The sequence below is a fragment of the Streptomyces sp. 4N509B genome, from assembly GCF_052245655.1.
In the GTDB taxonomy this organism is placed as follows: domain Bacteria; phylum Actinomycetota; class Actinomycetes; order Streptomycetales; family Streptomycetaceae; genus Streptomyces.
Genome location: NZ_JBQQBZ010000025.1, coordinates 24,382 through 46,186 on the forward strand (window position 1 = coordinate 24,382; position 21,805 = coordinate 46,186).

The 21,805-nt window shown below is 75.6% G+C and carries 22 protein-coding genes and 1 pseudogene; 8 read left to right on the forward strand and 15 right to left on the reverse strand.

Features of this window, described 5'->3' with window-relative positions; translation table 11 throughout:
• Positions 1 to 36: 36 nt before the first annotated feature.
• A complete protein-coding gene (locus ACTWP5_RS21655) occupies positions 37 to 498 on the forward strand; it encodes a heavy metal-responsive transcriptional regulator (RefSeq protein ID WP_443222711.1) in 462 nt (153 codons plus the stop codon).
• On the opposite strand, the gene ACTWP5_RS21660 is transcribed toward ACTWP5_RS21655, so the two are convergent.
• The 10 genes and pseudogenes from ACTWP5_RS21660 to ACTWP5_RS21705 all read right to left on the reverse strand — a co-directional run bounded on the left by ACTWP5_RS21660 (position 488) and on the right by ACTWP5_RS21705 (position 10,779).
• Positions 488 to 3,511 carry a BTAD domain-containing putative transcriptional regulator gene (locus ACTWP5_RS21660; protein ID WP_443222712.1) on the reverse strand — a complete coding sequence of 1,008 codons (3,024 nt, stop codon included), beginning with the start codon at positions 3,509 to 3,511 and terminating at the stop codon, positions 488 to 490. The two genes, ACTWP5_RS21655 and ACTWP5_RS21660, sit on opposite strands and share 11 nt — an antisense overlap.
• Positions 3,512 to 3,588: 77 nt before the next feature.
• Positions 3,589 to 4,056, reverse strand: coding sequence for a TadE/TadG family type IV pilus assembly protein (locus tag ACTWP5_RS21665; protein ID WP_443222713.1), 468 nt, complete (start codon positions 4,054 to 4,056; stop codon positions 3,589 to 3,591).
• 38 nt (positions 4,057 to 4,094) lie between these two features.
• Complete coding sequence (locus ACTWP5_RS21670; protein ID WP_443222714.1) at positions 4,095 to 4,532, reverse strand: TadE/TadG family type IV pilus assembly protein; 438 nt, start codon at positions 4,530 to 4,532, stop codon at positions 4,095 to 4,097.
• On the reverse strand, positions 4,529 to 5,026 hold the full coding sequence (locus ACTWP5_RS21675; RefSeq protein WP_443222715.1) for a TadE/TadG family type IV pilus assembly protein: 498 nt from the start codon (positions 5,024 to 5,026) through the stop codon (positions 4,529 to 4,531). The genes ACTWP5_RS21670 and ACTWP5_RS21675 overlap by 4 nt, the downstream gene beginning before the upstream one ends.
• Complete coding sequence (locus tag ACTWP5_RS21680; RefSeq protein ID WP_443222716.1) at positions 5,026 to 5,268, reverse strand: hypothetical protein; 243 nt, start codon at positions 5,266 to 5,268, stop codon at positions 5,026 to 5,028. The genes ACTWP5_RS21675 and ACTWP5_RS21680 overlap by 1 nt, the downstream gene beginning before the upstream one ends.
• 118 nt (positions 5,269 to 5,386) lie before the next feature.
• A complete protein-coding gene (locus ACTWP5_RS21685; protein ID WP_443222717.1) occupies positions 5,387 to 6,340 on the reverse strand; it encodes a type II secretion system F family protein in 954 nt (317 codons plus the stop codon).
• Between the two features lie 218 nt (positions 6,341 to 6,558).
• A pseudogene (locus ACTWP5_RS21690) lies at positions 6,559 to 7,503 on the reverse strand (type II secretion system F family protein); the annotation flags it as partial.
• Positions 7,504 to 7,587: 84 nt separating this feature from the next.
• Positions 7,588 to 8,889, reverse strand: a complete 1,302-nt coding sequence (locus ACTWP5_RS21695; protein ID WP_443222718.1) for a CpaF family protein — start codon at positions 8,887 to 8,889, stop codon at positions 7,588 to 7,590.
• The gene (locus tag ACTWP5_RS21700) at positions 8,886 to 10,028 is read right to left on the reverse strand and encodes a hypothetical protein (protein WP_443222719.1); all 1,143 of its coding nucleotides are present in this window, start codon (positions 10,026 to 10,028) and stop codon (positions 8,886 to 8,888) included. The genes ACTWP5_RS21695 and ACTWP5_RS21700 overlap by 4 nt, the downstream gene beginning before the upstream one ends.
• Before the next feature lie 85 nt (positions 10,029 to 10,113).
• Complete coding sequence (locus ACTWP5_RS21705; RefSeq protein WP_443222720.1) at positions 10,114 to 10,779, reverse strand: hypothetical protein; 666 nt, start codon at positions 10,777 to 10,779, stop codon at positions 10,114 to 10,116.
• Between the two features lie 295 nt (positions 10,780 to 11,074).
• Between ACTWP5_RS21705 and ACTWP5_RS21710 the strand changes: the two genes are divergently transcribed.
• From ACTWP5_RS21710 to ACTWP5_RS21740, 7 genes are all read left to right on the forward strand, one after another.
• Positions 11,075 to 11,674 carry an NADPH-dependent F420 reductase gene (locus ACTWP5_RS21710; RefSeq protein ID WP_443222721.1) on the forward strand — a complete coding sequence of 200 codons (600 nt, stop codon included), beginning with the start codon at positions 11,075 to 11,077 and terminating at the stop codon, positions 11,672 to 11,674.
• Positions 11,675 to 11,715: 41 nt separating this feature from the next.
• Positions 11,716 to 12,651 carry an aminoglycoside phosphotransferase family protein gene (locus tag ACTWP5_RS21715; protein ID WP_443222722.1) on the forward strand — a complete coding sequence of 312 codons (936 nt, stop codon included), beginning with the start codon at positions 11,716 to 11,718 and terminating at the stop codon, positions 12,649 to 12,651.
• A gap of 137 nt (positions 12,652 to 12,788) precedes the next feature.
• On the forward strand, positions 12,789 to 13,391 hold the full coding sequence (locus ACTWP5_RS21720; RefSeq protein ID WP_443222723.1) for a CDP-alcohol phosphatidyltransferase family protein: 603 nt from the start codon (positions 12,789 to 12,791) through the stop codon (positions 13,389 to 13,391).
• Positions 13,388 to 14,179 carry a phosphatidate cytidylyltransferase gene (locus ACTWP5_RS21725; RefSeq protein WP_443222724.1) on the forward strand — a complete coding sequence of 264 codons (792 nt, stop codon included), beginning with the start codon at positions 13,388 to 13,390 and terminating at the stop codon, positions 14,177 to 14,179. The genes ACTWP5_RS21720 and ACTWP5_RS21725 overlap by 4 nt, the downstream gene beginning before the upstream one ends.
• Positions 14,176 to 15,006, forward strand: a complete 831-nt coding sequence (locus ACTWP5_RS21730) for a lysophospholipid acyltransferase family protein (RefSeq protein ID WP_443222725.1) — start codon at positions 14,176 to 14,178, stop codon at positions 15,004 to 15,006. The genes ACTWP5_RS21725 and ACTWP5_RS21730 overlap by 4 nt, the downstream gene beginning before the upstream one ends.
• The gene (locus ACTWP5_RS21735) at positions 14,891 to 15,835 is read left to right on the forward strand and encodes a class I SAM-dependent methyltransferase family protein (protein ID WP_443222726.1); all 945 of its coding nucleotides are present in this window, start codon (positions 14,891 to 14,893) and stop codon (positions 15,833 to 15,835) included. The genes ACTWP5_RS21730 and ACTWP5_RS21735 overlap by 116 nt, the downstream gene beginning before the upstream one ends.
• Positions 15,836 to 15,994: 159 nt before the next feature.
• Complete coding sequence (locus tag ACTWP5_RS21740) at positions 15,995 to 16,681, forward strand: hypothetical protein (RefSeq protein WP_443222727.1); 687 nt, start codon at positions 15,995 to 15,997, stop codon at positions 16,679 to 16,681.
• Positions 16,682 to 16,839: 158 nt separating this feature from the next.
• Here ACTWP5_RS21740 and ACTWP5_RS21745 read toward each other — a convergent pair whose 3' ends face one another.
• Genes ACTWP5_RS21745 through ACTWP5_RS21765 form a run of 5 tightly spaced genes read right to left on the reverse strand, consistent with a single transcriptional unit; the run spans position 16,840 to position 21,680 of the window.
• Entirely contained in the window at positions 16,840 to 18,435 is a 1,596-nt protein-coding gene (locus ACTWP5_RS21745) for an FAD-dependent oxidoreductase (protein WP_443222728.1), read from the reverse strand.
• Positions 18,432 to 18,668, reverse strand: coding sequence for a (2Fe-2S)-binding protein (locus tag ACTWP5_RS21750; RefSeq protein WP_443222729.1), 237 nt, complete (start codon positions 18,666 to 18,668; stop codon positions 18,432 to 18,434). The genes ACTWP5_RS21745 and ACTWP5_RS21750 overlap by 4 nt, the downstream gene beginning before the upstream one ends.
• A complete protein-coding gene (locus ACTWP5_RS21755; protein WP_443222730.1) occupies positions 18,665 to 19,948 on the reverse strand; it encodes an NAD(P)/FAD-dependent oxidoreductase in 1,284 nt (427 codons plus the stop codon). Before ACTWP5_RS21755 ends, ACTWP5_RS21750 begins: the two co-directional genes overlap by 4 nt.
• Positions 19,945 to 20,652 (reverse strand): GntR family transcriptional regulator, encoded by a 708-nt coding sequence (locus ACTWP5_RS21760; protein ID WP_443222731.1) that lies wholly within the window; start codon positions 20,650 to 20,652, stop codon positions 19,945 to 19,947. The genes ACTWP5_RS21755 and ACTWP5_RS21760 overlap by 4 nt, the downstream gene beginning before the upstream one ends.
• A complete protein-coding gene (locus ACTWP5_RS21765; protein WP_443222732.1) occupies positions 20,649 to 21,680 on the reverse strand; it encodes a proline racemase family protein in 1,032 nt (343 codons plus the stop codon). The genes ACTWP5_RS21760 and ACTWP5_RS21765 overlap by 4 nt, the downstream gene beginning before the upstream one ends.
• Positions 21,681 to 21,805 lie beyond the last annotated feature (125 nt).

Below are 21,805 nucleotides of genomic sequence, written 5' to 3' on the forward strand. Positions count from 1 at the left end.
GCGGAGCTGGGCATTCCCCTTGCCTATGCTGGTGGCATGCGCATCGGGACGCTTGCTCACGCGGCAGGGGTGACGACGAAGACGATCCGCTTCTACGAGCGCTCCGGCCTGCTTCCGGAGCCGCCACGCACACCCTCCGGGTACCGCGACTACCCGCCGGAGAGCGCCGAGCGGCTGGAGTTCATCCGCGGCGCGCAGTCCGCCGGGCTGAGCCTCGCGGAGATCCGGCTGCTGCTGCGCGTCCGTGACGAGGGCACGGAGCACGACCCCGCGGCGGCACGCCTGCTGACCAGCCAGCTGCGCCGCATCGACGACCGCATCCTCGAACTGACCAGGACCCGCGACGCGCTCCGCGCGCTCCTCCCCCGGCTCGCCTCTCCGGCGCCACCGGACCCGCTGGCGCCACCGGACCCCCGGGAGCCCTCGGCCCCGCCGGAGCCCGAGCACGCCCCGCGCCCGCGGGGCCCGGCCCCGCGGGCGCGTCGCGTCAGCTCGTGACCCGCCAGTTCGGCAGGAGCTCGTCCAACAGCGCCTCCGTCTGGGCCGGCAGCGCCTGGTTCTCGCCGAAGAGCTGCCGGTGGTGGGAGACCAGCCAGTCGGCGGCGCCCGTCAGCCACTCCTCGCGGCCGGTGCCGTGCGCCGCCCGCAGCAGCTCGTTCCACAGCCGCTCGTCCATCGGAGCCGCCGCCAGCGCCGTGCGCACCGCCGTGTACGCCTGCTCGGCCTCGCCCGAACCCAGCTGCTCCTGCGCCAGCGTCAGCGCGATGTCCGCGACGAGCAGCGGGTACTGCGCGTCGACGATCTCGTGCTCCAGCCAGGCGAACCGGCCCTCGGCCCGCTGCCCCTCGAGCAGCGCTCCCCGCGCCAGGCTGAGCGCGTCGGCCAGCTGCCGCTTGCGCGCCGGGGCCGGCGTGCTCGCGGCCCGCGCCACCGCCTGGAAGTGGAGGGTGCGCAGCACGTCCCAGTCGGAGACGACGCGCCGCGCCAACGTCAGTCGGCCGTCCTCGGTGACCACCAGCCGCGGCGTCCCGTCCTCACAGTCGCCAAGCCACTGCCGCAGCCGCTCGATCAGGGCGTCGCGCACGTCGTCGGAGACACCCCGCGGCCACAGCGACGCGGCCAGCACCCTCGGGTGGACGCCCTCCCGGTGCAGCAGCAGCATGGCCAGCGCCTCGCGCAGCTGCCCGGCCCGCGCCGGCTCGGGGTCGCTGAGGCCGCTGACGTCGTACCCGCCCATCAGCTGGGCGTAGACCTCGGGCTTGCCGCGCTCGCTCAGGTCGACCAGGAACGCCATGCCGCTGGGCAGCTCGCCCTCGTCGGCGCCCCGCGCGCCGCGCGCCAGCTCGGTGAACAGCTCGACGACGGCGGCCCGGTGGGCGGCCGGCAGCCGCTGCGCGGCCAGTTCGAGGCCCATCACGGGCTCCCGCAGCGTGCCGTCCGCCGCGACGTCGAACTCCCACGCCGTGCCCGGCAGGTCGGTGCGGTCGGCGCTGACGAGGTACCCGATGCCGAGCGGCGCGGAGATCGTGGCCAGGCCCGCGAGGCGCTCGGCCTCCTCCTCGGTGGGCGGCGCGCCGACGACGACCAGGTGCGGCGCCCACTGCTGGTGGCGGGCGGGCCCGGTGCGGCCGGTGAGGATCGACTCCTGGCCGGTGTGGCGCAGCGCGCTGCGGCGCAGGGTGGTCTCGGTCTCCATGACCTCCAGCAGGCCGGCGATGTCGGCCAGGTGCCGCACCCGGGTCGGCGCCAGCACCGTCAGGTCCTCGCCGAAGCCGACGAGCGTCACCGTCATCCGGTCCGACCAGCCGCTGGTGGCGAGTTCGGCGGCGATGGAGGTCAGTACCGCCTCGCGGTCGGCGCGCGCGCCGGTGACGGCCACCAGGCCCGGCACGGCTTCGAGGTTCAGCAGCAGCCGCAGGTCCTCGCGGGTGCCGAGGCTCACCAGGCCCGGGTAGGGGGCCTCGGCCTCGGGCGGCGCCTCGTCGTCGCCGGGCGGCGGGGGCGGCAGCTGGGAACGCTCCAGCGTCCAGTACGTGTCGGCCTGCCCGAGCTGCCAGGGCGACGGCGGGGAGCCGGCGGGGGCGGAGAGCTGGAGGTGGAGCTCGGTCTCGCTCAGCCAGGCGGCGTAGACCGACGGCAGCACCCTGCCGCTCGCGTCGAGCCCGGCCGACAGCTGGCGCAGCGCGCGGTCGAGGAAGGCCACGGCCTGCGGGTCGGCGCCGACGAGCAGCGCGTCGCGGGCGTTGAACGCGTTCGCCGAGCCGGGGGTGAGGCCGTCGCCGACGGTGCGGCCGAGGACGCCGGCGGCCGACTGCCACAGCGCGTTGCGGCGCGTCCGGCCGAGGGCGACGAGGAGACCCGCGGCGAGCAGCGGCGCCGTCATCAACGCCTCGGGCAGGCCGAAGCCGCCCTCGTCCGCCTCCTGCGCGGCCTCCGTCGTCGCGCCGCCGTCGCCCGTGTCGAACGTGAGGTCCGCGGTGCCGCTCCCGCCGCCGGCGGGGCCGGTCAGGTCGGCCTGCTCGGCGTCGGGCCCGCCCGATCCCGCGCCCCGTTCCCCGTCCCGCTCCGGCGGGTCGGTCGGCTCGGGGCCGTCGCCGGAGGGCCCGGGCCCGGGGCCGGTGTCGCCGCTCTGCGCGTACTCCGAGATCTCCTCGGCTTCCTCGGCGCTGACCTCCTCCAGCTCGTAGGGGGCCTCGACGAGTTCGCCGCCGGTCGCGTCCGCCGGCATCTGAAGGATCCAGCCCGGCCGGATGAGGCTGGCCTCCGACAGCCGGGATCCGTCGGGCTGCACCCGGTCCTTGTTGAGCTGGAAGATCTCCTTGTACCGCAGGCCGTCGCCGAGGTGCCGCTCGGCGATGCCCCACAGCGTGTCGTGGTGGCGGCCCTCCGGCGGCTGGATGCGGTAGTACTTCGTCGGGTCCTCGGCCTCCTCGCCGGCCCGGTCCCCCGCGCCGTCCGGCAGGACGACCGCCGGCTCGACGTGCGTGGCGCCGCCGCCAGGGCCGCCCGCGTGCTGGCCGGGCGTCCGTTCCGCCTCCGCCACGGGCGTGCCGCCGCCGGAGCCGTCGAGGAAGCTCGGGATGCTGCTCAGGCCCGGCGTGATCGCCGCCGTCGCGGACGTCAGCAGCAGCAGGGCGCTGACGAGCTGGCGGGCCAGCATCTGGCTGGGCCCGGCGCCGGGGACGCGCCGCGGGATGCCGACGCCCGTCACCGCCGCCCGCACCTCCACCAGCACACAGGCGGTGAACTGCGCCCACGCCAGCCAGACCAGCACGCCGAGGAAGCCGAGGAACGCGTCGGTGTCGATCTCCTGGGTGAGCGTGTCCGCGTCCGGCATGGACTCGGGCAGCGGCCAGCCGATGAAGAGGGCCAGCGACAGCGGCACCCCGACGACGAGCGACGCCAGGGCGAGGAAGGCGAACAACGCCTTCATCACGTCGCCGAAGCTGCGCCCTACCCTGACGTTCACGGGTGAGCGGTTCCCGCGGTTGGAGGGGGTCGTGCGGGCCATGGCGTCTGCTCCTGCTCCCGTTGGTGGTGATCTGTCCGTGACGAGTGCGGGTGGGTCGTTCTCGGGCGACGGTCAGCTCAGCCGGTCTGGGCCTGGGCCGTCGCCTCGCCCCAGACCTCCAGCGCGTCGTCGTAGAGGATGCCGGTGAAGACGGGCTCGTAGGTCAGCCTGATCCGAACCGTGACCTCGTTGCCGCCCTCGTTGACGCATTCCGAGGCAGCGGCGTCGGCCTCGGACAGGTCCACGGAGGCAGCGTACTCGGCCACGTTGGCCTCGCAGTTGCCGAAGTTGATGGGCGCGGGCGGGCCGTGGGCGTGCAACGCGTCGAGGTCGATGTCCTGCGCGGCGTACCGGGCGGCCTGCTCGGCGAGGTCCATGGCGCGCTCCCGCTGGGAGATCGCCATGCCGCTGTCCACGACGAACGCGGCCAGCGCCAGCACGACGAGGGAGAAGAGCACCACCGCGACGGCACCCGAGCCCCGGTCCCGGCCCTGGCCCTGACCCCGGGCTCGTTCCCGCACGCGTTCGAGGACACCCTCCCGCACGCGTTCTCCTTTCGGCGGCAGCGGCCGCGGCACGCCTCTCACTCGTCGATCCTCCGCAGCTCGTCCACGGGCGAACTGGACCGGCCGGTCATGGTCGTCTCCAGACCCACACCCACCAGGTCCAGGCCCCGCACCCGGCAGGAGACCTCGATCGTGAAGAGCTCCCCCCGCGCGAAGCCGCGCCCGTCGGCGTCGTCGACCTGGGTGACGACCGGGTCGTCGGCGCAGACGTCCTCCAGCTGCTCACCCACCACGTCCCTGGCGGCGTCCATCGCCGCGCCCACACCGCGCTCCAGGGAGGCGGCGCGGGCGGCGTCGCGGGCCGCGCCGTAGACGGCGCTGCGGCCGGAGACGGTCTGGCCGAGGGAGACCAGGACCAGGATGAACAGCATGATCAGGGGGGCGATGAAGACCACCTCGACGGTGGACAGCCCGCGTTCCCCGGCCGCCCGGCGTCCGATGCCGTGGCCCGTCATGCGCCGTCGTCCTCGTCGAAGCGCTCGACCGGGCCCTCGGAGGACGCCTGAACCGTGAGGTCGATGAAGCCGAGGATCGAGGGCACGTCGGCCTCCACCTCGACCCGGACGGTGAACTCGCCCGTCTGGTTCACCCGGACGTGCCTCTCGCCCTCGAACAGGCCACGCCCGAGCTCGTCGAGGTAGTCGAAGGTCTTGGTCTCGGCCTGCTCCGCCCACCCGTCGGGGTTGGGGGTGAACTCGGCCCGCGCCGTGCGGGCCCCGGCCTGGGCGGCGGCCTTCGCCACGGTCTCGCCGAAGGAGTACATGGCGAACTGCACCGCGCCGAAGATCATGAAGAAGAGCACCGGCGTCAGGAAGACGAACTCGATCGCCGTGGCACCCCGGTCCGCCCGGTCCGCCCGGCCCGCCCGGTTCGTGCGCAGCACCGCGCCGCCCCGATCCGCCCCCTGGGCGATCCGGTGGCGCACGAACCGTGACAGCCGGCCGGCCATCAGCAGTTTTCGGCGTTTCCGTCGATGCCCTCGATGCAGTCGCCGACCTGGTCGGCCCGTCCCTCGAGCGCCTCGGAGATGACGAAGCCGACGGCGGCGACCACCGTGACCACGACGGCCGCGATCACGACCCACTCGATGGCGGAGGCGCCGCGGTCCTCGGCGGCCCGCGCGCGGTCGAGCCGTCCCCGCAGGTGGGCGATCAGGAGGTCCGTCGCCGGATGGCGAAGTCTGCGCAACATGTCTGTGGTTCCTCTCCAGCTGTCTTCACGAGCTGTCTTCACGGTCGGTCATGGTGGTCGGGGCCCGGCGGTGGCCGGTGGTGGCCGGTGGTCGGTGTCCGGTGGCCGGGCCTGGCGGTCAGGAGGCGGAGAAGACCCTCATCCCCGCGGGGAAGATGAGGAAGACCAGGAACCCGACGCACAGCAGCAGCTGCGCGATGAGCATCGACTGCGACTTCTCCCCCGCTCCCCCCTCGATCTCCGCGAGCTCCCGGTGACGCATCGTCTCCGCCCGCGCCGACAGCGACGAGCGCACCTTCGCGCCGTCGTCGGCCACCAGCGCCAGTGACACCGACAGGTCCTTCAGCTCCTCCACGCCGACCTCGTCCCCGAGCCGGCCGAGCGCCTGCCACTGCGTGAGCCCGGTGATCCGCGCGTCGGCCAGGGCCGTCTGGATGCGCTTCAGCGCCCAGCCGTCGCTGACCTCGGCCGCCGCCTTCAGCGCCTCGGGCAGGCCGCGCCCGCCGGCCAGGCTCATCGCCACCAGGTCGAGGTAGGCGCCGACGACGCGCCGGAAGTCGCGCCGCTTCTCCTTGGCGTCCCGCCGCACCTCCAGGTCGGGAAGGAAGAAGAAGCCGACGGCGAACGCCAGCGCCAGCCACACCGGGATGGCCGGGCTGACGCCGAAGCCGACCGCCCACGCGGCGGCGATGAGGAAGGGCCCGAAGAACATGCCCGTCGCCGCCAGCACCACCTTCTGCGCCAGGAACCCCTCCCAGCCACGGTCCAGCAGCGCCAGGTCGGCCCTGAGGGAGCGCATCTCCCAGCCGCGCTGGAGGTACAGGTCGGCCAGCCGCTCCCCGATGCGGGCCTGGAGCTCGTCGCGGCGGCCCTTCCGCCGGGCCTGGTCGGCCGCGTGCGGGGGGCCGGGGGCGTAGATCGGGCCGCTGGTGCCGCGCATCCGCAGCGCGTCGATCCGCGCGACGGTGGAGACGGGGCTGCGGTGCGTCGGCACCAGCGCCCGCACCAGCGCGTACAGGCCGAGGCCGACGACGGCCCCGGCGAGCACCGCCAGCGTGATCTCGTTGTTCATCGCCGTGATCCTCCTCTCCCCCACCGGCCGCGGCGGGAGCCGCCCGGCCGCTCGCCCGCGTCGTCCCGCGCGGCGGCGAGGATCTCCTCCGCGCCGCGCGGCGTCCAGCCCGTGCCGCCGGCCGCGCCCGCCGCGACCCCGGCGCCCCCCGGGGTGTCACGCGCGTCGGTGGCGACGCGGTTCCGCGCGGAGCCGTCCCGCGCGCCCTCGCCCACGCCCTCGCGGAGTCCGAGCGGCAGCTCCTGGGAGCCGGGCTCGGGGTGGCGCGGCCGCAGCATCGCCGCCGGCTCGGGCCTGACCAGGAAGCGCTCGGGCACCTCGATCCGCGCGAGCTGCCGCATCCACCAGAAGCCGAGGCCGAACAGCGCGGCCACGAGCGCCAGCACCGCCTGCCCCAGCGAGTCGCCGTAGGGCTCGACGAAGCCGCGGCTGAAGACGGCCAAGCCCAGCGGGAAGGCGACGCTGACCCCGACCACGATCTGCACGCTGCGGCGCGTGGAGGCGCGCTGGGCGAACACCCGCTGCCGCATGTCGACCTCCTCGCGGGCCGACTTGGCGAGCGCGCCCAGCACCTCCCGCAGGCCGGGGCCGCGCAGCCTCGCGTTGAGGATCAGGGAGGCGATGATCAGGTCGGCGGAGGAGTCGTCGAGCTCGTCGGCGAACTCCTGCAACGCCTCCGGCATCGGGGTGCGCGAGCGGAGCCGGTCCACCAGGTTGTTCAGGGGTTCGCGCAGCGCGGGCGCGGCGGCGCGGGCGGAGGCGGGGATGGCCTGCTCCAGGCCGACCGCGCCCGCGATCGTGTCGCGCAGCGACTCGGTCCAGCCCGCCAGCGCCTCGACGCGGCGGATGCTGGCGCGCTCCTCGGCCGCGCCGCCGAAGAGCTGGTTCCACACGAACGCCAGCAGCGCGGCGGCGGCCGCCGCGACCGGCCAGCGCGTCACCAGCAGCACGAGCACGGCCGCCGCCGCCGCGTAGGTGCCGCGGCGGCTGAGGAAGCCGGCGAGCTCGGCGGAGCGGCGCTGTGCCCGCAGGCGCTCCTCGGCGGTCTTCGGCGGCAGGCCGCGGATCGCGGCGATCAGCAGGGCCAGTCCGCCGCCGACGGCGACGCCGCAGAGCAGGGCGTACACGGTCTCGATCGAGAACAGGCCGGTCGTGCCGTTCATGGTGTCCTCATCACCCCCGAAGTCGCGCCCGAGGTGGCCCTCGACGTCGTCACCGTGGTGGTCACGTCCACGTCCACGTCCACGTCACCCCCAACTGCCCCGGTAGCCGAACTGGGCGAGCTCCTCCGCCGCGCTGATCGCGGCGTGCGGGCGCACCAGGCCGTCGGGCCCCTCGGCGAAGACCTCGCTGGAGAGCACGCGGCCGTCCACGCCGTTGACCTCGCGGACGGAGCTGACGAAGCGGCGCAGGCCGCCGCCCTGGGCGTAGGTGTTGCGCCGCTCGATGAAGACCACGAAGTTGACGGCGCCGGCGATCAGCATCTGGCTGGCCTCGATCGGCAGCCGCTCGGACGCCTGGAGCGCGTAGGTCGAGATGCGGTTGAAGACTTCCTGCGAGCTGTTGGCGTGGATCGTGGAGAGCGAGCCGTCGTTGCCCTGCGTCATGGCGTTGAGCATCGTGACGATCTCGTCGCCGAGGACCTCGCCGACGATGACGCGCGAGGGGTTCATGCGCAGCGAGCGGCGGACGAGCTCGGCCATGCTGATCGCGCCCTGGCCCTCGGAGTTGGGCAGCCGCTCCTCGAACGCCACCACGTTGGGGTGGAGGTCGGCGAACTGGTCGAGGCCGAGTTCCAGGGCGCGCTCGACGGTGATCAGGCGCTCGTCGGCCGGGATCTCGTTGGCCAGGGCCCGCAGCAGCGTCGTCTTCCCGGCGTTGGTGGAGCCGGCGATCATGATGTTCTTGCGGGCGCGGACGGCGGCGGTCAGGAAGCTGCCGAGCTCGGGAGTGAGGGTGCCGTTGCCCACGAGGTCGGCGAGGAAGACCTTGCCGAGGCGGGCGCGGCGGATGGAGAGCGCGGGCCGCCTGGTCACGTCCATCACGGCCGACAGGCGGGAGCCGTCGGGGAGGCGGAGGTCGAGCTGGGGGTTGGCGGAGTCGAACGGGCGGGAGGACAGGCCCGAGTAGGCGCCGAGGATCTGGATGAGCTCGATCAGCTCCTCGTCGCTCTCGGCGACGGGCTCCCCGCGGACCTCGCGGCCGTCGGCGTAGCCGATGAAAACCTGGTCGAAGCCGTTGATGTCGATGTTCTCGACCTCGGGGTCGTCGAGGAGGGGCTGGAGGCGGCCCACGCCGAAGAGCGCGGCGTGGACGGCGGCGGCGTACGCCTCCTCGGACTGGGCGTCGAGCGGCGGGCGGCCCTCGGCTATCTCGGCGCGGGCGTACTCCTCCAGCACGCCGGCGATGACGGCGCGGGCGTAGTGGCGCTCGTCCTCGGAGGTCATCGGGCGGACGCCGCTGGCGGCGTCGATGCGGCGCTGCTCGGCGATGCGGTCGCCCGCCTCCTGGCGGAAGCGCTTGACGAGCTGGTGGTTGACCTCGCTCATCCGGCCCCTCCCGGGGTGGCGCCCGCGCCGGGGGCGCCGGGGTGCCGCGGCCAGCCCTGGCCGCCCGCGGGCTGGGAGGGCTGGGCTGCGGGCTGGGCCGCGGGCTGGGCCGGCTGGGCCGTGGGTTGGGCGGGGTAGCCGTAGCCCTGGCCCTGGTATCCCTGGTGGCCGTAGGCGGGCTGCCCGTACCCGGGACCCGGCTGGCCGTACCCGGCGGGCGGGGGCGGCGGCGCGGTCGCCGCGGCCTGCTGGGCGGCGGCCTGGGCGTGCGGCTGGGGCTGCGGAGCGGGCGGCGGGACGCGGTGCTCGCCGGTGTGGCCGCCGCTCGTGGGGTTGAGCTCGGCGCGGAAGTTCTGTAGGAGGTCCGCCACGAGCTGGCGGGCGGAGCGGACCAGCAGCGACCTGTCCAGCCGGCCGCGGCGCCGTCCGGCGAGCTGCTCGGCGCCCGCCACGTCCTCGGCTATGAGCCCCACGACGCGGGCGCCGCTCTGCGAGGCCACCAGCATCTCGTTGACCTGCGAGGCGACCTTCCCGCCCTGCTGCGGGTCGGCGACGAGGACGACCCCGATCTGCGGCTGGGCCAGGGTCGCGGCGCCGCGCTGCGTGCCGTGGAGCTTGGTGTGGAGGGCGGCGGCGCGGTCGCGGACGTGGGCGAGGTTCTCCGGCTGGGCGCGCGTGACCAGCAGCAGCAACGCGGCGTGCGGCAGCAGCGCGTTGGCGGGCGACTGCGCGTCGAGGCGGCCGAGGTCGGCGAGCACGTCGGCGGCGGCCTCCGGGTGCGGTGACTGGGAGAGCTCGGCGAACGCCCTGCCCAGCGCGCTCCACTGACCCGTCAGCCCCGCGGCCTGGTCGGAGCCGGCTAGGCCCACGAGCACGTCGAGACCGCCCGAGAGGCGCTGGGCGTGGTCCCACAGCTGCTCGGCGGCGATGCCGCGGCGGGCCGTGGCGGCCAGCGAGAGGATGCCGGTGCTGGGGTCCAGGGGGCGGCCGTTCGCGCCGACCGAGCGGTAGACGAGGTCACCGCCGGCCGGGTCGGCCTCGGCGAGGAGCACGCGGCGCGGCCACAGCGCGGCCAAGGCGACGGCGGTGGTCGTGACACCCGGTGCGCCCTTGTCAGCCGCCAGTGCGATCAGCGCCATGTGCGTTCTGCCCCCTCTGACCTTCCCGACCGTCCGGCCCGGCCCGGCCCTCGCGCCGCGTCGTGCCGTCGTCGCTTCCGCTGCCTCAGTTGGAGTTGGACGATCCGACGATGACCACCGACACGTTGCCGTCGGACGCCGCCTGGGTCAGCGCCGGCACGACGGCGGTGCCGACGCGCATCCGCACCGACACCGCGGTGCTGCCGTCGGGCTCCTCCTCGCCGTGGATCTCCGTGATCTTCGCGCGCTCGACGAGGAGGGGGTTCGGCGTGGTCTCGGTCTCCTCGTCGGTCTCGGTGGCACCGTCGCCCACGAGGTAGGCGGCGATGGTGTCGCCGGCCTCCAGTCCCGGGGGGTACTGGCCCGGCTCCAGGGTGACGCCGACGATCGCCTGTCCCTCGTCGAGGCTCGCCTCCTCGGTGAGCATGGGGCCGACGAGCACGGCGCCGGGCACGAGGTCCGTCTCCGCCCGGTACCGGTCCAGCTGGCCGCGCTGGCTCCACTCGACGTACGCCACGTCGGTGTTGTCGGCGACCATGACGGAGGTGATCGCCTCCTCGGGGATCGGCTGGCCCGCCGGCACGCGCTCGGTGATCATGATCGCCTCGATCCGGTCACCGGCCCGCAGCACGAGCATCGTGGCGCCGAGCGCGCCGAGGAGGACGAGCAGGGCCGCCAACGCGGCCAGCGCGGGCTTGCGCTCGCGAGGGGGAGTGGGAAGTCGGTCACCCGCGACGGGTCCGACGGTCACCGGCCGCCTCGCAGCCGCAGACGCCCTGTCCTCAGTCTTCATGACGCGAAACACCAACCCCGCTACGACTGGAAGGGGCCTGCGGAAAGAAAGTGGTGTGACGACCCCGGCAAGCCCGCAGGAACGGTATCAGCCACGTCGTTGGCCCTACAACGACGAGACCGTCACGCCGAGGCGACACGCCGGCCGGCCGCCGCCCGGCCGCGCGTGAGCCTTTCGGCCTAGGGCACGTCCGGGACCCGGCTGGTTCCTCCGGCCGATCCGCGCGCCGCGGGCCACCCGTTAGCGTCGCGGTATGAGAATCGGACTTTTCGGCACCGGCTACGTCGGTCGCGCCCTCGCCACGGGCTGGACGGCGGCCGGCCACGACGTTCTCCTCGGCTCCCGCGAGCCCGCCTCGCGTGACGTTCCCGGCCTGCGCGTCGCCGGCGTCGAGGAGACGGCGCGCGCGAGCGACGTCCTGGTCAACGCGACGCCGGGCGAGAGCTCCGTCGGCTTCCTCACCGCGATCGCCCCGGCCCTGGCCGGAAAGGTGCTCGTCGACGTCGCCGTCGACCTCTCCTTCCCCACCGACTCCGTCGGCCAGCGCGTCCAACGCGCCCTCCCCGACACGCACGTGGTCAAGACGCTGTGCACCATGGACGCCGCGGTGATGGTCGCCCCCGGCTCCGTCGCCGGCCCGAGCAGCGTCTTCCTCTCCGGCGACGACGCCGACGCGAAGCGGACCACCGCCGCGCTGCTGACCGACCTCGGCTGGCCCGCGTCCTCCCTGCTCGACATCGGCGACATCTCCACCGCCGTCGCCCAGGAGCAGTACGCCCGGCTCTTCATCGGCATCGCGGAGGCCATCGGCAGCTACACGTTCAACATCGCGGTGGTGCCGCCGGCGGCGTAATCCGTTTGCCCGCGGGCGCGGCGCGTTCCGAGGATGGCGGCATGACGGCCAGGACGAACAGGACGACCAGGATGCACGCCGACGAGCCCTCGACGGACGCCGCGCTCGTGGGCCGGCTGCTCGCCGGCCAGTTCCCCCACTGGGCCGACCTGCCGATCCGGCAGGTCGTCTCCGCCGGCACGGACCACACGGTCTACCGGCTCGGCGACGAGCTCGTCGTGCGGCTGCCGCGCATCTCCTGGGCGACGGGGCAGGCGGACAAGGAGGCCACCTGGCTCCCCCGCCTCGCGCCGCACGTGCCGCTCAGGCTGCCCGTCCAACTGGAGCGCGGCCTCCCGGCCGAGGGGTACCCGTACGCCTGGTCGGTCTACGCGTGGCTGCCGGGGCGGGACGCCAACGCCGCGGTCGGGGACCTGGACCTCGACCGGGCGGCGGTCGACCTCGCCGCCTTCGTGCGCGCGCTCCGCGACCTCGACACGGCGGGGGCGCCACCGCGGCGGCCGGGCGGTCGGGGCGGGCCGCTCGCGGAGCACGACCAGGGCGTGCGGGAGGCGGTCGCGCGCCTGGGTGACCGCGTCGACGGCGCGGCGACGCTGCGCGCCTGGGAGGCGTCGCTCGACGTACCGGCCTTCGACGGCGAGGACGTCTGGATCCACAGCGACCTGCTGCCGGGCAACCTCCTGTGCGTCGACGACCGGCTGACGGCCGTCATCGACTTCGGGGGCCTGACCGTCGGCGACCCCGCCTGCGACCTGATGGCCGCCTGGAACCTCTTCACCGGCACGAGCCGCGCCCGCTTCCGCGCCGAACTCGCCGTGGACGACGCCGCGTGGCTGCGGGGGCGCGGCTGGGCGTTGGCCCAGGCCGTCATCGCGCTCCCCTACTACTGGGAGACCAACCCGGGGATCGTGCGGCAGGCGACGAACGCGGTCCGGCAGGTGCTGGCGGACGACGCGCCCCGCGCCCCCCGGCCCTGACCGGCGCCCCCGGCCCGACCCCGCGACACGTCCGGCTCCGCCCCGTGCCGCGCCCCGGGGTACCCAGCCCGGTCTGAGTGCCCTGGCTGAGTAGCTTCGCGGATGTGGCGGCCCGGGCCGGCCGCGACCGTGGGGGCATGAGCAGAACGAGCGGGTTGTACGCCCTCAAGCCCTGGTATTCCCAGCGGCTGACCGGGGTGCGGGCGTGGCTGGCGGAGCGCGACGTCGCTCCGGGCGCGGTGAGCGCGGCGGGCGTGGCCGCGGGGGCGGGCGCCGGGCTGGCGTTGGCCGGACCGGCCCCGGGGGTGGCGGCGGGGCTCCTCGTCGCGGCGCTGCTGGCGGCACGTCTGGCCTGCGCCAACCTCGACGGGGCGCTCGCCCGCCAGACCGGCCTGGCGAGCCGACGCGGCGCGCTGGTCAACGAGGTCAGCGACCGCGCCGCCGAACTCGCCGCGTTCGCCGGCTGCCTGGCCCTGGCCGACGCCTGGCTCGTCGCCGTCACCGCGCTCGCGGCCACCCTCCCGTCGTGGGTCGCGCTGGCCGGGGCCGCGGCGGGGGCGGGGCGGGTGCAGGGCGGGCCCGTCGGCAAGACCGAGCGCTGCCTGGCGCTGGTGGTCGTGGCGTTCACCGGGTGGGCGACGCCGGTGCTGGCGGTGGTCGCGGCCGGCTCCGTGGTGACCGCGGTGGTGCGGTTCGCGCGGCTGTGGGGTCCGTTGGGCCGGCTCGGGGGGCTGCGGTGACGGCGCTCGCGGTCGTCGGCTCGGCGTTCGCCGTCAGCGGGTTCGCGGTGTGGCGGTCCGGGCGGCGGGAGTTGCGGGAGCGCTGGCTGAGCTGGCTGGTCATCGTGCCGCTCGTCGGAGGGCCGTTGGCGCTCGGCGGGCCGGGGCCGGCGGCCGTGGCGGCCGTGGTCGGGCTCGTCGCGGCGGCCGAGTACGGCCGGCTCGCAGGGCTGGGGGTCGCGGACCGCGCGGTGATGGGCGCGGCGGTGGTCGCGTTGCCGCTGGCCTCCTGGCTCGCGCCGGGGCACGTGACGCGGCTGCTGTTCGTGGTGCTGATCGCCGTGGCGCTGCTGCCGGTGCTCGCGGGCGACGCGGCGGGCGGCGCGGACCGGGCGAGGGGTGCCGTGTTCGGGGTGGTGTGGCTGCTGCCGCTGACGGGCCTGGTGCTGCTCGGTGACGAGGCGCTGCCGCTGTGCGCCGCGATCGCCGCCGCCGACGTCTGCGCGTGGTGCGGCGGGCGGCTGCTGCGCGGCCCGGCGCTGTCGCCGCTGAGCCCGGCGAAGCGGTGGGGCGGGGTCGTCGGGGGCGCGGCCGGTGGGGCGGGTGTGCTGTGGCTGTTCGACGCGGCGACGCCCGGCCTGCTGCTGGCCGTCGCGGTCGGGGCGCCCCTGGGCGACCTGCTGGAGTCGATGCTCAAGCGCGGCGCGGGCGTGAAGGACGCGGGGGGCTGGCTGCCGGGCTTCGGCGGGCTGCTCGACCGTGTCGACTCGCTGCTGGTGGCGCTGGCCGTGGCGGTGGTGTGGCCGTGACCGGACCAGGGGGACGAGGCGAACGGGCCGGCGAACGGGCCGGCGGCACGCTGCTTGGCGCACTGGTGCGCAGGGCGTTGTGGAGGAACGTGCTGCGCGCCGTCGGGGGCCTGCGCGTCGAGGGCCCGCCGCCGAGCGGCCCGTGTGTCGTCGTGGCCAACCACGCCTCGCACGCCGACACCGCCGCGCTGCTCGCCGCGCTGCCGGCACGGCGGCGCCCGCTGGTGGCGGCCGCGGCCGACTACTGGTTCGCGGGCCCGCTGCGGGCGGCCGTCTGCCGGCGGCTGGCCGCCGGCTTCCCCGTGCGCCGCGGCGGGCGCGGCTTCGACGACCTGGCGCGGGCGGCGCGGCTGCTGGCGCGCGGACACACGGTGGTGGTCTTCCCCGAGGGGACGCGCTCGCGCGACGGCTCGCTGGGGCCCTTCCGCTCGGGGGCGACGCGGCTGGCGGAACTGGCGGACGTGCCGCTGGTGCCGGTCGGCCTCGTGGGCACCGACCGGCTGCTGCCGGCCGACGGCGGGCGGTTGCGCCGCGCGCGCGTGACGGTGCGCTTCGGGACACCGACGCGCGACCCGGCGGCGGCACACCGGCAGGTCCGCCGCCTGGCCGGGACGGACGACGGCCGGGGGCCGACGACGACCCCCACGTCCCCCACGACAACGACGACAACAACGGCAACGACGACAAAGACGACGGAGATGACGCGAAGCCATGAACACGACCTCGAACAGTCCGAGAAGCCGGAAGCGACCGGGACGTCCGAAGACCGCGACGCCCACCGGGCACGCAAACCACGCGGCGGACGCCGGACGTTCGCGCGCGGGTGAGACGGCACCGGCCGGCCCCGCGGCGAGCGGCGGCCTCGCCCGGCTGAAGTGGGCGGCGATGCGGAGCCTGATGCACACGGTGGGACGCACCAGCACCGGCATCCGCATCGGCTACGAGCACGGCTTCGACAGCGGCTCGATGCTCGACTACGTCTACGCCAACCGCGCCCACGGCTCCCTCGGCGTGGGACGGCTGGTCGACCGCGCCTACCTCAACGCGGTCGGCTGGCGCGCCATCCGCGCCCGCGGCGAGCTGCTGCGCCGCACGCTCCGTGCCGAGATCGACCGTCGCCCGGACACCCGCCCCGTCCGCGTCCTCGACCTGGCCGCCGGACCCGGCCGTTACCTGCTGGACCTCGCCGCCGCCTGCCCCGACGGCCGCGTGCGGGTCGTCTGCCGCGACCTGGCCGCGCCCGGCCTCGCGCAGGGCCGGGCGATGGCGCGGGAGCGTGGCCTGGCCGACGTCGTGCGCTACGAGCGCGGCAACGCGTTCGACCCCGCGCCGCCACCGCCCGGCGAGGAGCCGGACGTGATCGTCGTCTCCGGGCTGTACGAACTGCTGCTGGAGGACACTCCGATCCGCTCCTCGATGGCCCGGCTGCGCGGCCTGCTGGCGCCCGGCGGCACCCTCGTCTTCACGACCCAGACCCGCCACCCGCAGCTGGAGTTCATCGCCAACGTGCTGCCCAACCGCGAGGGCGAGCCGTGGCGGATGGTGTGCCGGCCGGTGGCGGTGACGGAGGGCTGGGCCAGGGAGGCCGGCTTCACCGAGGTCGGAAGCGAGCACGAGCGGGTCGGGCTCTTCACCGTGACGACCGCCCGCGGCTGAGCCCCTCTGCCGGCGGCTGCCCGGCTGTCCGGCCGTCGGGCCGTCCACACGCACCGCACGTGGCGGCTTTACGACGTCGGGGGCCGTTTCGCCGCCTTTCCCGGCGGCACTCCTGTTGGCTTGGGGCCACGAACAGCCCTTTCAGAACGGGAGATGCACGTGTCACAGCGGAAGTCCGCCTGGCTCAGGTCCGTCGTTCCCACGGCGGTCCTCGCCCTGGCGCTCACCGCCTGCGGTTCCGACGACGACTCGGACGGCACGGACGCGTCGGCCAACGGCGGCGCGAGCGGCGAGCAGACCGAGGAGCCCCTGGCGGAGGAGGAGCCGCCGGCCGAGGAGGAGTCGGAGCCCGCCGAGGACGACGCCGCGGCGGAAAGCGACGTGCAGGCGGTGGAACCGGGCGCCTACGCCTACGGGCTCGGCGAGGCCAGCGACCCCGTCGCGTTCGAGGACAGCACGGCGGGGGTGCTGGAGATCACCGCCGAGCGGCTCGAGACCGGGGAGGCGGCCGACCTCGAAGGGCTCCTGGAACCCTCCGAGTACGAGGGCATGGTCCCGGCCCACCTCTACCTGAGCTTCACGAGCGTGGGCGGCGAGGACCTGGAGTTCGTCGACCCGGTCTCCAAGGCCACGACCGTCAACGCCGACGGGTCCTACGGCACGCCCCTGGTCCTCATCGGCATGGAGATCCCCGGCGGGTGCACCGACGAGGAGAGCGACAGCAAGGACATCGCGGTCGGCGACACCGTCCAGATGTGTGCCTCGGTGCTGGTGCCCGAGGGCGGCGAGCCCACCGACATCCTGTGGAGCGAGGGCGGCTACGAGCTGACCTGGGCGCTGAACTGACCGCCCCCGTCCCGTCGACGGCCCGACCCCGCTGGGGGGATCCGCGTCCCGACCCTCGTGGATCGGCCCGCGTCGTCCGGAGTGCCGGGCGGCGCGGGCCCCGCGACGATCCGGACGACGGGCCCCGCCACGCGGGGCGGGCCGTCCGGCGCTCCCGGCTAGCCCGCTCCGTTCGGCTCGTTCGGCTCGTTCGGCTCGTTCGACTCGTTCGACTCGTTCGACTCGTTCGCGTCGTCGGAAGCGCTCGGCTCGGCCAGTTCGGCCAGCTCGCTCAGCGGGACGGGGACGGCCAACGGCCGTTTCGCGAGGGGGCGGAGGTCCTCGGGACGAACCCGCCGTCCCTCCCGTGCCGCGAGCAGCGCCGCCGTGGCGAAGCCGCAGACGCGGCCCTGGCAGCGGCCCATGCCGGGCCGCGCCAGCAGCTTCACGGTGCGCGGGTCGCTCGCGCCGAGCCGTTCCCGCGCCGCGTCGACCGCCGCGACCTCGACCTCCTCGCAACGGCACAGCACGGTGTCCGGCGTGAGCCACCCGGTCCACGCCTCCGGCACCGGGTGGGCGCGGTGCATGGCGGTGGCGAACGTCTCGGCGCGGGCGACGCGCGCCGCCAGCCGCCGCGCCCGAGCCCGCCCCGCCCCCGAAAGGAGGCGGCCCGCGTCGACGGCGGCGGCCAGCCCGGCGAGTTCGCCCTCGGCCACGGCCTTGGCGGCGCCGCCCACGCCGGTCGCCTCCCCCGCGACGTAGACGCCGGGGACGGTGGCGCGGCGAGCCCGGTCGACGACCGCGACGAGCGAGCCGTCGGCGCCGGTCGTGGTGGCGGCTCCGGTGGCGAGGACCAGTTCGAGGGAGGGCGTGAACCCCCAGCCCAGCGCCACGAGGTCGACCGCCAGGTGCCGCTCGTGCCCGCCGGGCACGGCCCGCCCGGCGGCGTCCACCCGGCGCAGCGTGACGCCGGTGACCTCGCTCGTGCCGTGGATGCGGGTCACCACGGTGCGGGGCAGGTACGGCACGCGGTGGCGCAGCAGCGCGGCGGCGTAGCCGGCGGCCTCGGCGGCCTTCCCCGGGGTGGCCGCCGAGGCCAGCGGGTGACGCAGCCAGCGCGCCGGGTGGGCTGCCTCGCAGACGGCGAGGACCCTCGCCCCGGCGCCGGCCAGGCCCGTGGCGACCGGCAGCAGGAACGGGCCGGTGCCGGCGACGACGACGCGCCGGCCGGCCAGCGTGTGGTGCCCCTTGAGCAGCGCCTGTGCGCCGCCGGCCGCCATCGTGCCGGGCAGCGTCCAGCCCGGGACGGGCAGCTGCCGGTCGTAGCCGCCGGGGCAGAGGATGACGGCGCGGGCGGCCAGCGCGCGGGCGGGCCCGCCCGTCAGCCGCAGCACGAAGCCGGGCCGCTCGCCCGTCGGCTTCCCGTCCGACGAGCCGGGGCCCGCCGCTCCGGCGTCCGGCGTCCGTGCCGCCACCGGCTCGTTCCGCGTGACCGTCCACACCTCGTGTCCCGGCAGGTACCGCAGGCGGCCGGCGGCCTCGTGGTCCCCGACCGCGCGGCGAAGGCGCGTGAAGGTGCCCCAGTCGTGGTGCCCCGTGCCGTCGTCGCCCTCGGCGTGGCGCCAGAACTGACCGCCGGGGCGGGCGCCCGCGTCGACCAGTGCGACGCGCAGCCCGGCGCCGGCGGCGGCCGCCGCCGCTGCCAGGCCGGCGGGCCCCGCTCCGACCACGGCCACGTCCCACGGCTCCTCGCGCGTCCCGTCCGTCGCGTTCACTCGCTGCTCAGCTCCATCCCGTCGCGGGCGAGCACGAGGCAGGCGCGGTGGCCCGGCTCGCCGTCCACCGTGATCAGGCAGTCGTGGCAGACGCCGATGCCGCAGAACAGGCCGCGTGGCGCGCCCTCGTGGCGCGTGGTCCGCCAGGACCTGACGCCGGCCTCGGTGAGGGCGGCGCCGACGCTCTGCCCGGGGCGGGCGGTCAGCGGCGTGCCGTCGAAGGTGATGATCACGTGTCCTGACTCCCTGTGCTGTCGGGGAGGGTCTCCCGGGTCTCCCGGGCCTCGCCGGTCTCCCGGGTCTCCCCGGTCTCGCGGGTCTCGCGGGCGGGGGCGTCGAAGCGTTCCGGGGCGAACGGCGAAAGGTCGAGGTCGGTGCGGGCGCCGCTGAGGGCCTGGGCCAGCAGGTGCCCCGTGCCGGCGGCCAGCCCGATGCCCGCGCCCTCGTGCCCGCCGGCGTGCCACAGGCCGGGCGCGCGCGGGTCGGGTCCGATGACGGGCAGGTGGTCGGGGCAGTACGGGCGGAAGCCGCTGTAGGTCCGCATCGCGCGTGCCCAGGCCAGCGCCGGGAAGAGGCCGATCGCGCCCGTGGCCAACGCGCGCAGGGCGGGCGGGGACAGCCGCTCGTCGAAGCCGACGCGTTCGCGGGTGGAACCGATCAGGACGGTGCCCGAGGGGGTCGACTCGACCACGGGCGAGGTCGCCATCGACGCCGCCGAGCTGGCCACGTCGCCGACGTACTCGGCCGCGTAGACCTTGTGACGCACCCGCACGCCAGGCGGCAGCGGCTCGGTCACCAGGACGAAGCCGCGCCGGGGCGCGACGGGCAGCCGCACCCCGGCCAGCGCGGCGAGGGCGCCGGCCCACGGGCCCGCCGCGTTGACGACGGCTCCGGCGAACAGCCGGTCGCCGCGGCGCGTGCGGACGCCGGTGACGCGCTCGCCGTCACGGAGGAAGCCGGTCACCTCGGTGCCGGTCATCACGGTCGCGCCCGCCTCCCGCGCGAGCCGCAGCAGCTGGGCCGCCGCCAGCATGGGCTGGAGCTGGGCGTCCTGAGGGTAGTAGGCGCCGGCCCGCAGACCCGGCGCGAGGTTCGGCTCGTAGGAGGACAGCTCGGCGGCGGGCACGTCGACGGCCTCGACGCCCTCGGCCCGTTGCCGTCGCGTCAGCTCGGCGAGCGTGGCGGCGCCCGGCGCGGTCGCGGCGACGATCAGGCCGCCCTTGGCCTCGTACTCCCACAGCGAGGCGTGCGCGGCGAGTTCCTCGCGCCAGATCCGCAGCGAGTGGAGGGCGAGGTCGAGTTCGGGTCCCGGCTCCTTGTCGGAGACCAGCAGGTTGCCCTCGCCGCGGCCGGAGGTGCCGCCGGCCACGGGGCCGCGGTCCACGACCGTGACGCGCAGGCCGGCGCGCGCGGCGAAGTGGGCGACGGCCGCGCCCACCACCCCGGCGCCCACGACGAGGACGTCGGCCGCCCCGGCCGCGGCCCCGGCCGGCGCCGCTCCGCCCCGACTCACCGCCCGGCCCCCTGCCCGGCGGCTTCCTGCCCCGCGGCGCCCTGTCCGGCTCCGTGCCCGGCCCACTTCCCCCTGACGTGGCCGATGTGCCGGTTCATGAGCTCGAACGCGCCCCGCTCGTCGCGGGCGGCGACCAGGTCCATCAGCGTCAGGTGTTCGGCGGCCGAGTCCGTCAGCTCCTCCTCGGAGAGCGAGGCCAGGCCCAGCAGCCGGGTCTGCGCCCGCAGGCTCGCGATCGTGTCCACCAGCCGGGGGTTGCCGCTGTAGTCCAGCAGCGCGAGGTGGAAGCGGCGGTCGGCGGCCGTGTACCCGACGAGGTCGCGGGCCTCGGCGCGGGCGACGATCTCCTCGGCCAGCCGCCGCAGCCCCGGCAGGTCGGCCTCGGGGATCAGCGGCACCACGCGCCGCACGGTCGGCGGCTCGATCAGCAGGCGCAGCTCGGTGATGGCGTCGAGGTCGGCCTCCGAGACCTCGGTGACGCGGTACCCCTTGTTCGGCACGGCGGTCACCATGCCCTCGCGGGCCAGGTCGAGCATCGCCTCGCGCACGGGCGTCGCGGACACGCCGAAGCGGGTGGAGAGCGCCGTCGCGGAGTAGACGACGCCGGGCTCCATCTCGCCGGAGACGATCGCGGCGCGCAACGCGCCCGAGACCGCCTCCCGCAGGCTCTCGCGTCGTCCGATCGTGGGCAGGGCGGGGGTCACAGCAGGAATCCGGCGGGGAACGGGTCGGTCGGGTCGAGGTGGTACTGGGCGGTGCCGGTGACCCAGGCGCGCCCGGTGATGGTCGGCACCACGGCGGGGATCGCCCGCCCCGCGCCGCCGGCCGCGCCCGTTCCGCCGACGGTCGTCGTCTCGACGAGGCGCCCGGTGAAGCGGCTGCCGATGAACGACTCGTTGACGAAGTCCTGGTGCAGCCCCAGCTCGCCACGGGCGTGGAGCTGCGCCATGCGCGCGGAGGTGCCGGTGCCGCAGGGCGAACGGTCGAACCAGCCGGGGTGGATGGCCATGGCGTGCCGCGAGTGCGCGGCGGTGGAGCCGGGCGCGGCCAGGTACACGTGGTGGCAGCCGTGGATGTCGGGCCGCTCGGGGTGGCGGGGCGGCTCGGTGGCGTTGATGGCCCGCATGATGGCGAGGCCGGCCGTGAGGAGTTCGTCCTTCGCGGCCCGGTCGAAGGGCAGGCCCAGTTCGGCCAGCTCGACGATGGCGTAGAAGTTGCCGCCGAACGCCATGTCGTAGCGGACCTCGCCGAGGCCGGGGACCTCGACGCGCTGGTCGAGGCCGACGGCGTAGGAGGGGACGTTCCTGATCGTGACGGAGCGGGCGGCGCCGTCCTCCACGGCGACCTCGGCCGTGACCAGGCCGGCGGGCACGTCGAGCCGGATGGTGGTGACCGGCTCGGTGACCTCCACCATGCCGGTCTCCACCAGCACCGTGGCGACGCCGATGGTGCCGTGGCCGCACATCGGCAGCAGCCCGGAGACCTCGATGAACAGCACGCCGACGTCGGCGTCGGGGCGGGTCGGGGGCTGGAGGATCGCGCCGCTCATCGCGGCGTGGCCGCGTGGCTCGTACATCAGCAGGGTGCGGACGTCGTCGCTGTGGCGCGCGAACCACTCCCGGCGTTCGGCCATGGTGGCGCCGGGAAGGGTGCCGACGCCGCCGGTGACGACGCGCGTGGGCATGCCCTCGGTGTGACTCTCGACGGTGTGGAAGACACGTCGTGACCGCATCGCTAGCTCCTCACCCCTTCACTCCTCTTCACTCCTCTTCGTTCCTCTTCACTCCTCGACGGCCCGGACTCTCCCGGACCTCCCCGCACTCTCCCCGGCCGTCACGCCGGGCCGGCGGCGCGCCG

Coding starts and splice junctions, on each gene's coding strand:
- ACTWP5_RS21685 (WP_443222717.1), bottom strand. CDS start 6,340: ATGAACAACGAGATCACGCTGGCGGTGCTCGCCGGGGCCGTCGTCGGC.
- ACTWP5_RS21655 (WP_443222711.1), top strand. CDS start 37: ATGCGCATCGGGACGCTTGCTCACGCGGCAGGGGTGACGACGAAGACG.
- ACTWP5_RS21680 (WP_443222716.1), bottom strand. CDS start 5,268: ATGTTGCGCAGACTTCGCCATCCGGCGACGGACCTCCTGATCGCCCAC.
- ACTWP5_RS21670 (WP_443222714.1), bottom strand. CDS start 4,532: ATGACGGGCCACGGCATCGGACGCCGGGCGGCCGGGGAACGCGGGCTG.
- ACTWP5_RS21700 (WP_443222719.1), bottom strand. CDS start 10,028: ATGGCGCTGATCGCACTGGCGGCTGACAAGGGCGCACCGGGTGTCACG.
- ACTWP5_RS21715 (WP_443222722.1), top strand. CDS start 11,716: ATGACGGCCAGGACGAACAGGACGACCAGGATGCACGCCGACGAGCCC.
- ACTWP5_RS21695 (WP_443222718.1), bottom strand. CDS start 8,889: ATGAGCGAGGTCAACCACCAGCTCGTCAAGCGCTTCCGCCAGGAGGCG.
- ACTWP5_RS21765 (WP_443222732.1), bottom strand. CDS start 21,680: ATGCGGTCACGACGTGTCTTCCACACCGTCGAGAGTCACACCGAGGGC.
- ACTWP5_RS21710 (WP_443222721.1), top strand. CDS start 11,075: ATGAGAATCGGACTTTTCGGCACCGGCTACGTCGGTCGCGCCCTCGCC.
- ACTWP5_RS21735 (WP_443222726.1), top strand. CDS start 14,891: ATGAACACGACCTCGAACAGTCCGAGAAGCCGGAAGCGACCGGGACGT.
- ACTWP5_RS21720 (WP_443222723.1), top strand. CDS start 12,789: ATGAGCAGAACGAGCGGGTTGTACGCCCTCAAGCCCTGGTATTCCCAG.
- ACTWP5_RS21660 (WP_443222712.1), bottom strand. CDS start 3,511: ATGGCCCGCACGACCCCCTCCAACCGCGGGAACCGCTCACCCGTGAAC.
- ACTWP5_RS21675 (WP_443222715.1), bottom strand. CDS start 5,026: ATGGCCGGCCGGCTGTCACGGTTCGTGCGCCACCGGATCGCCCAGGGG.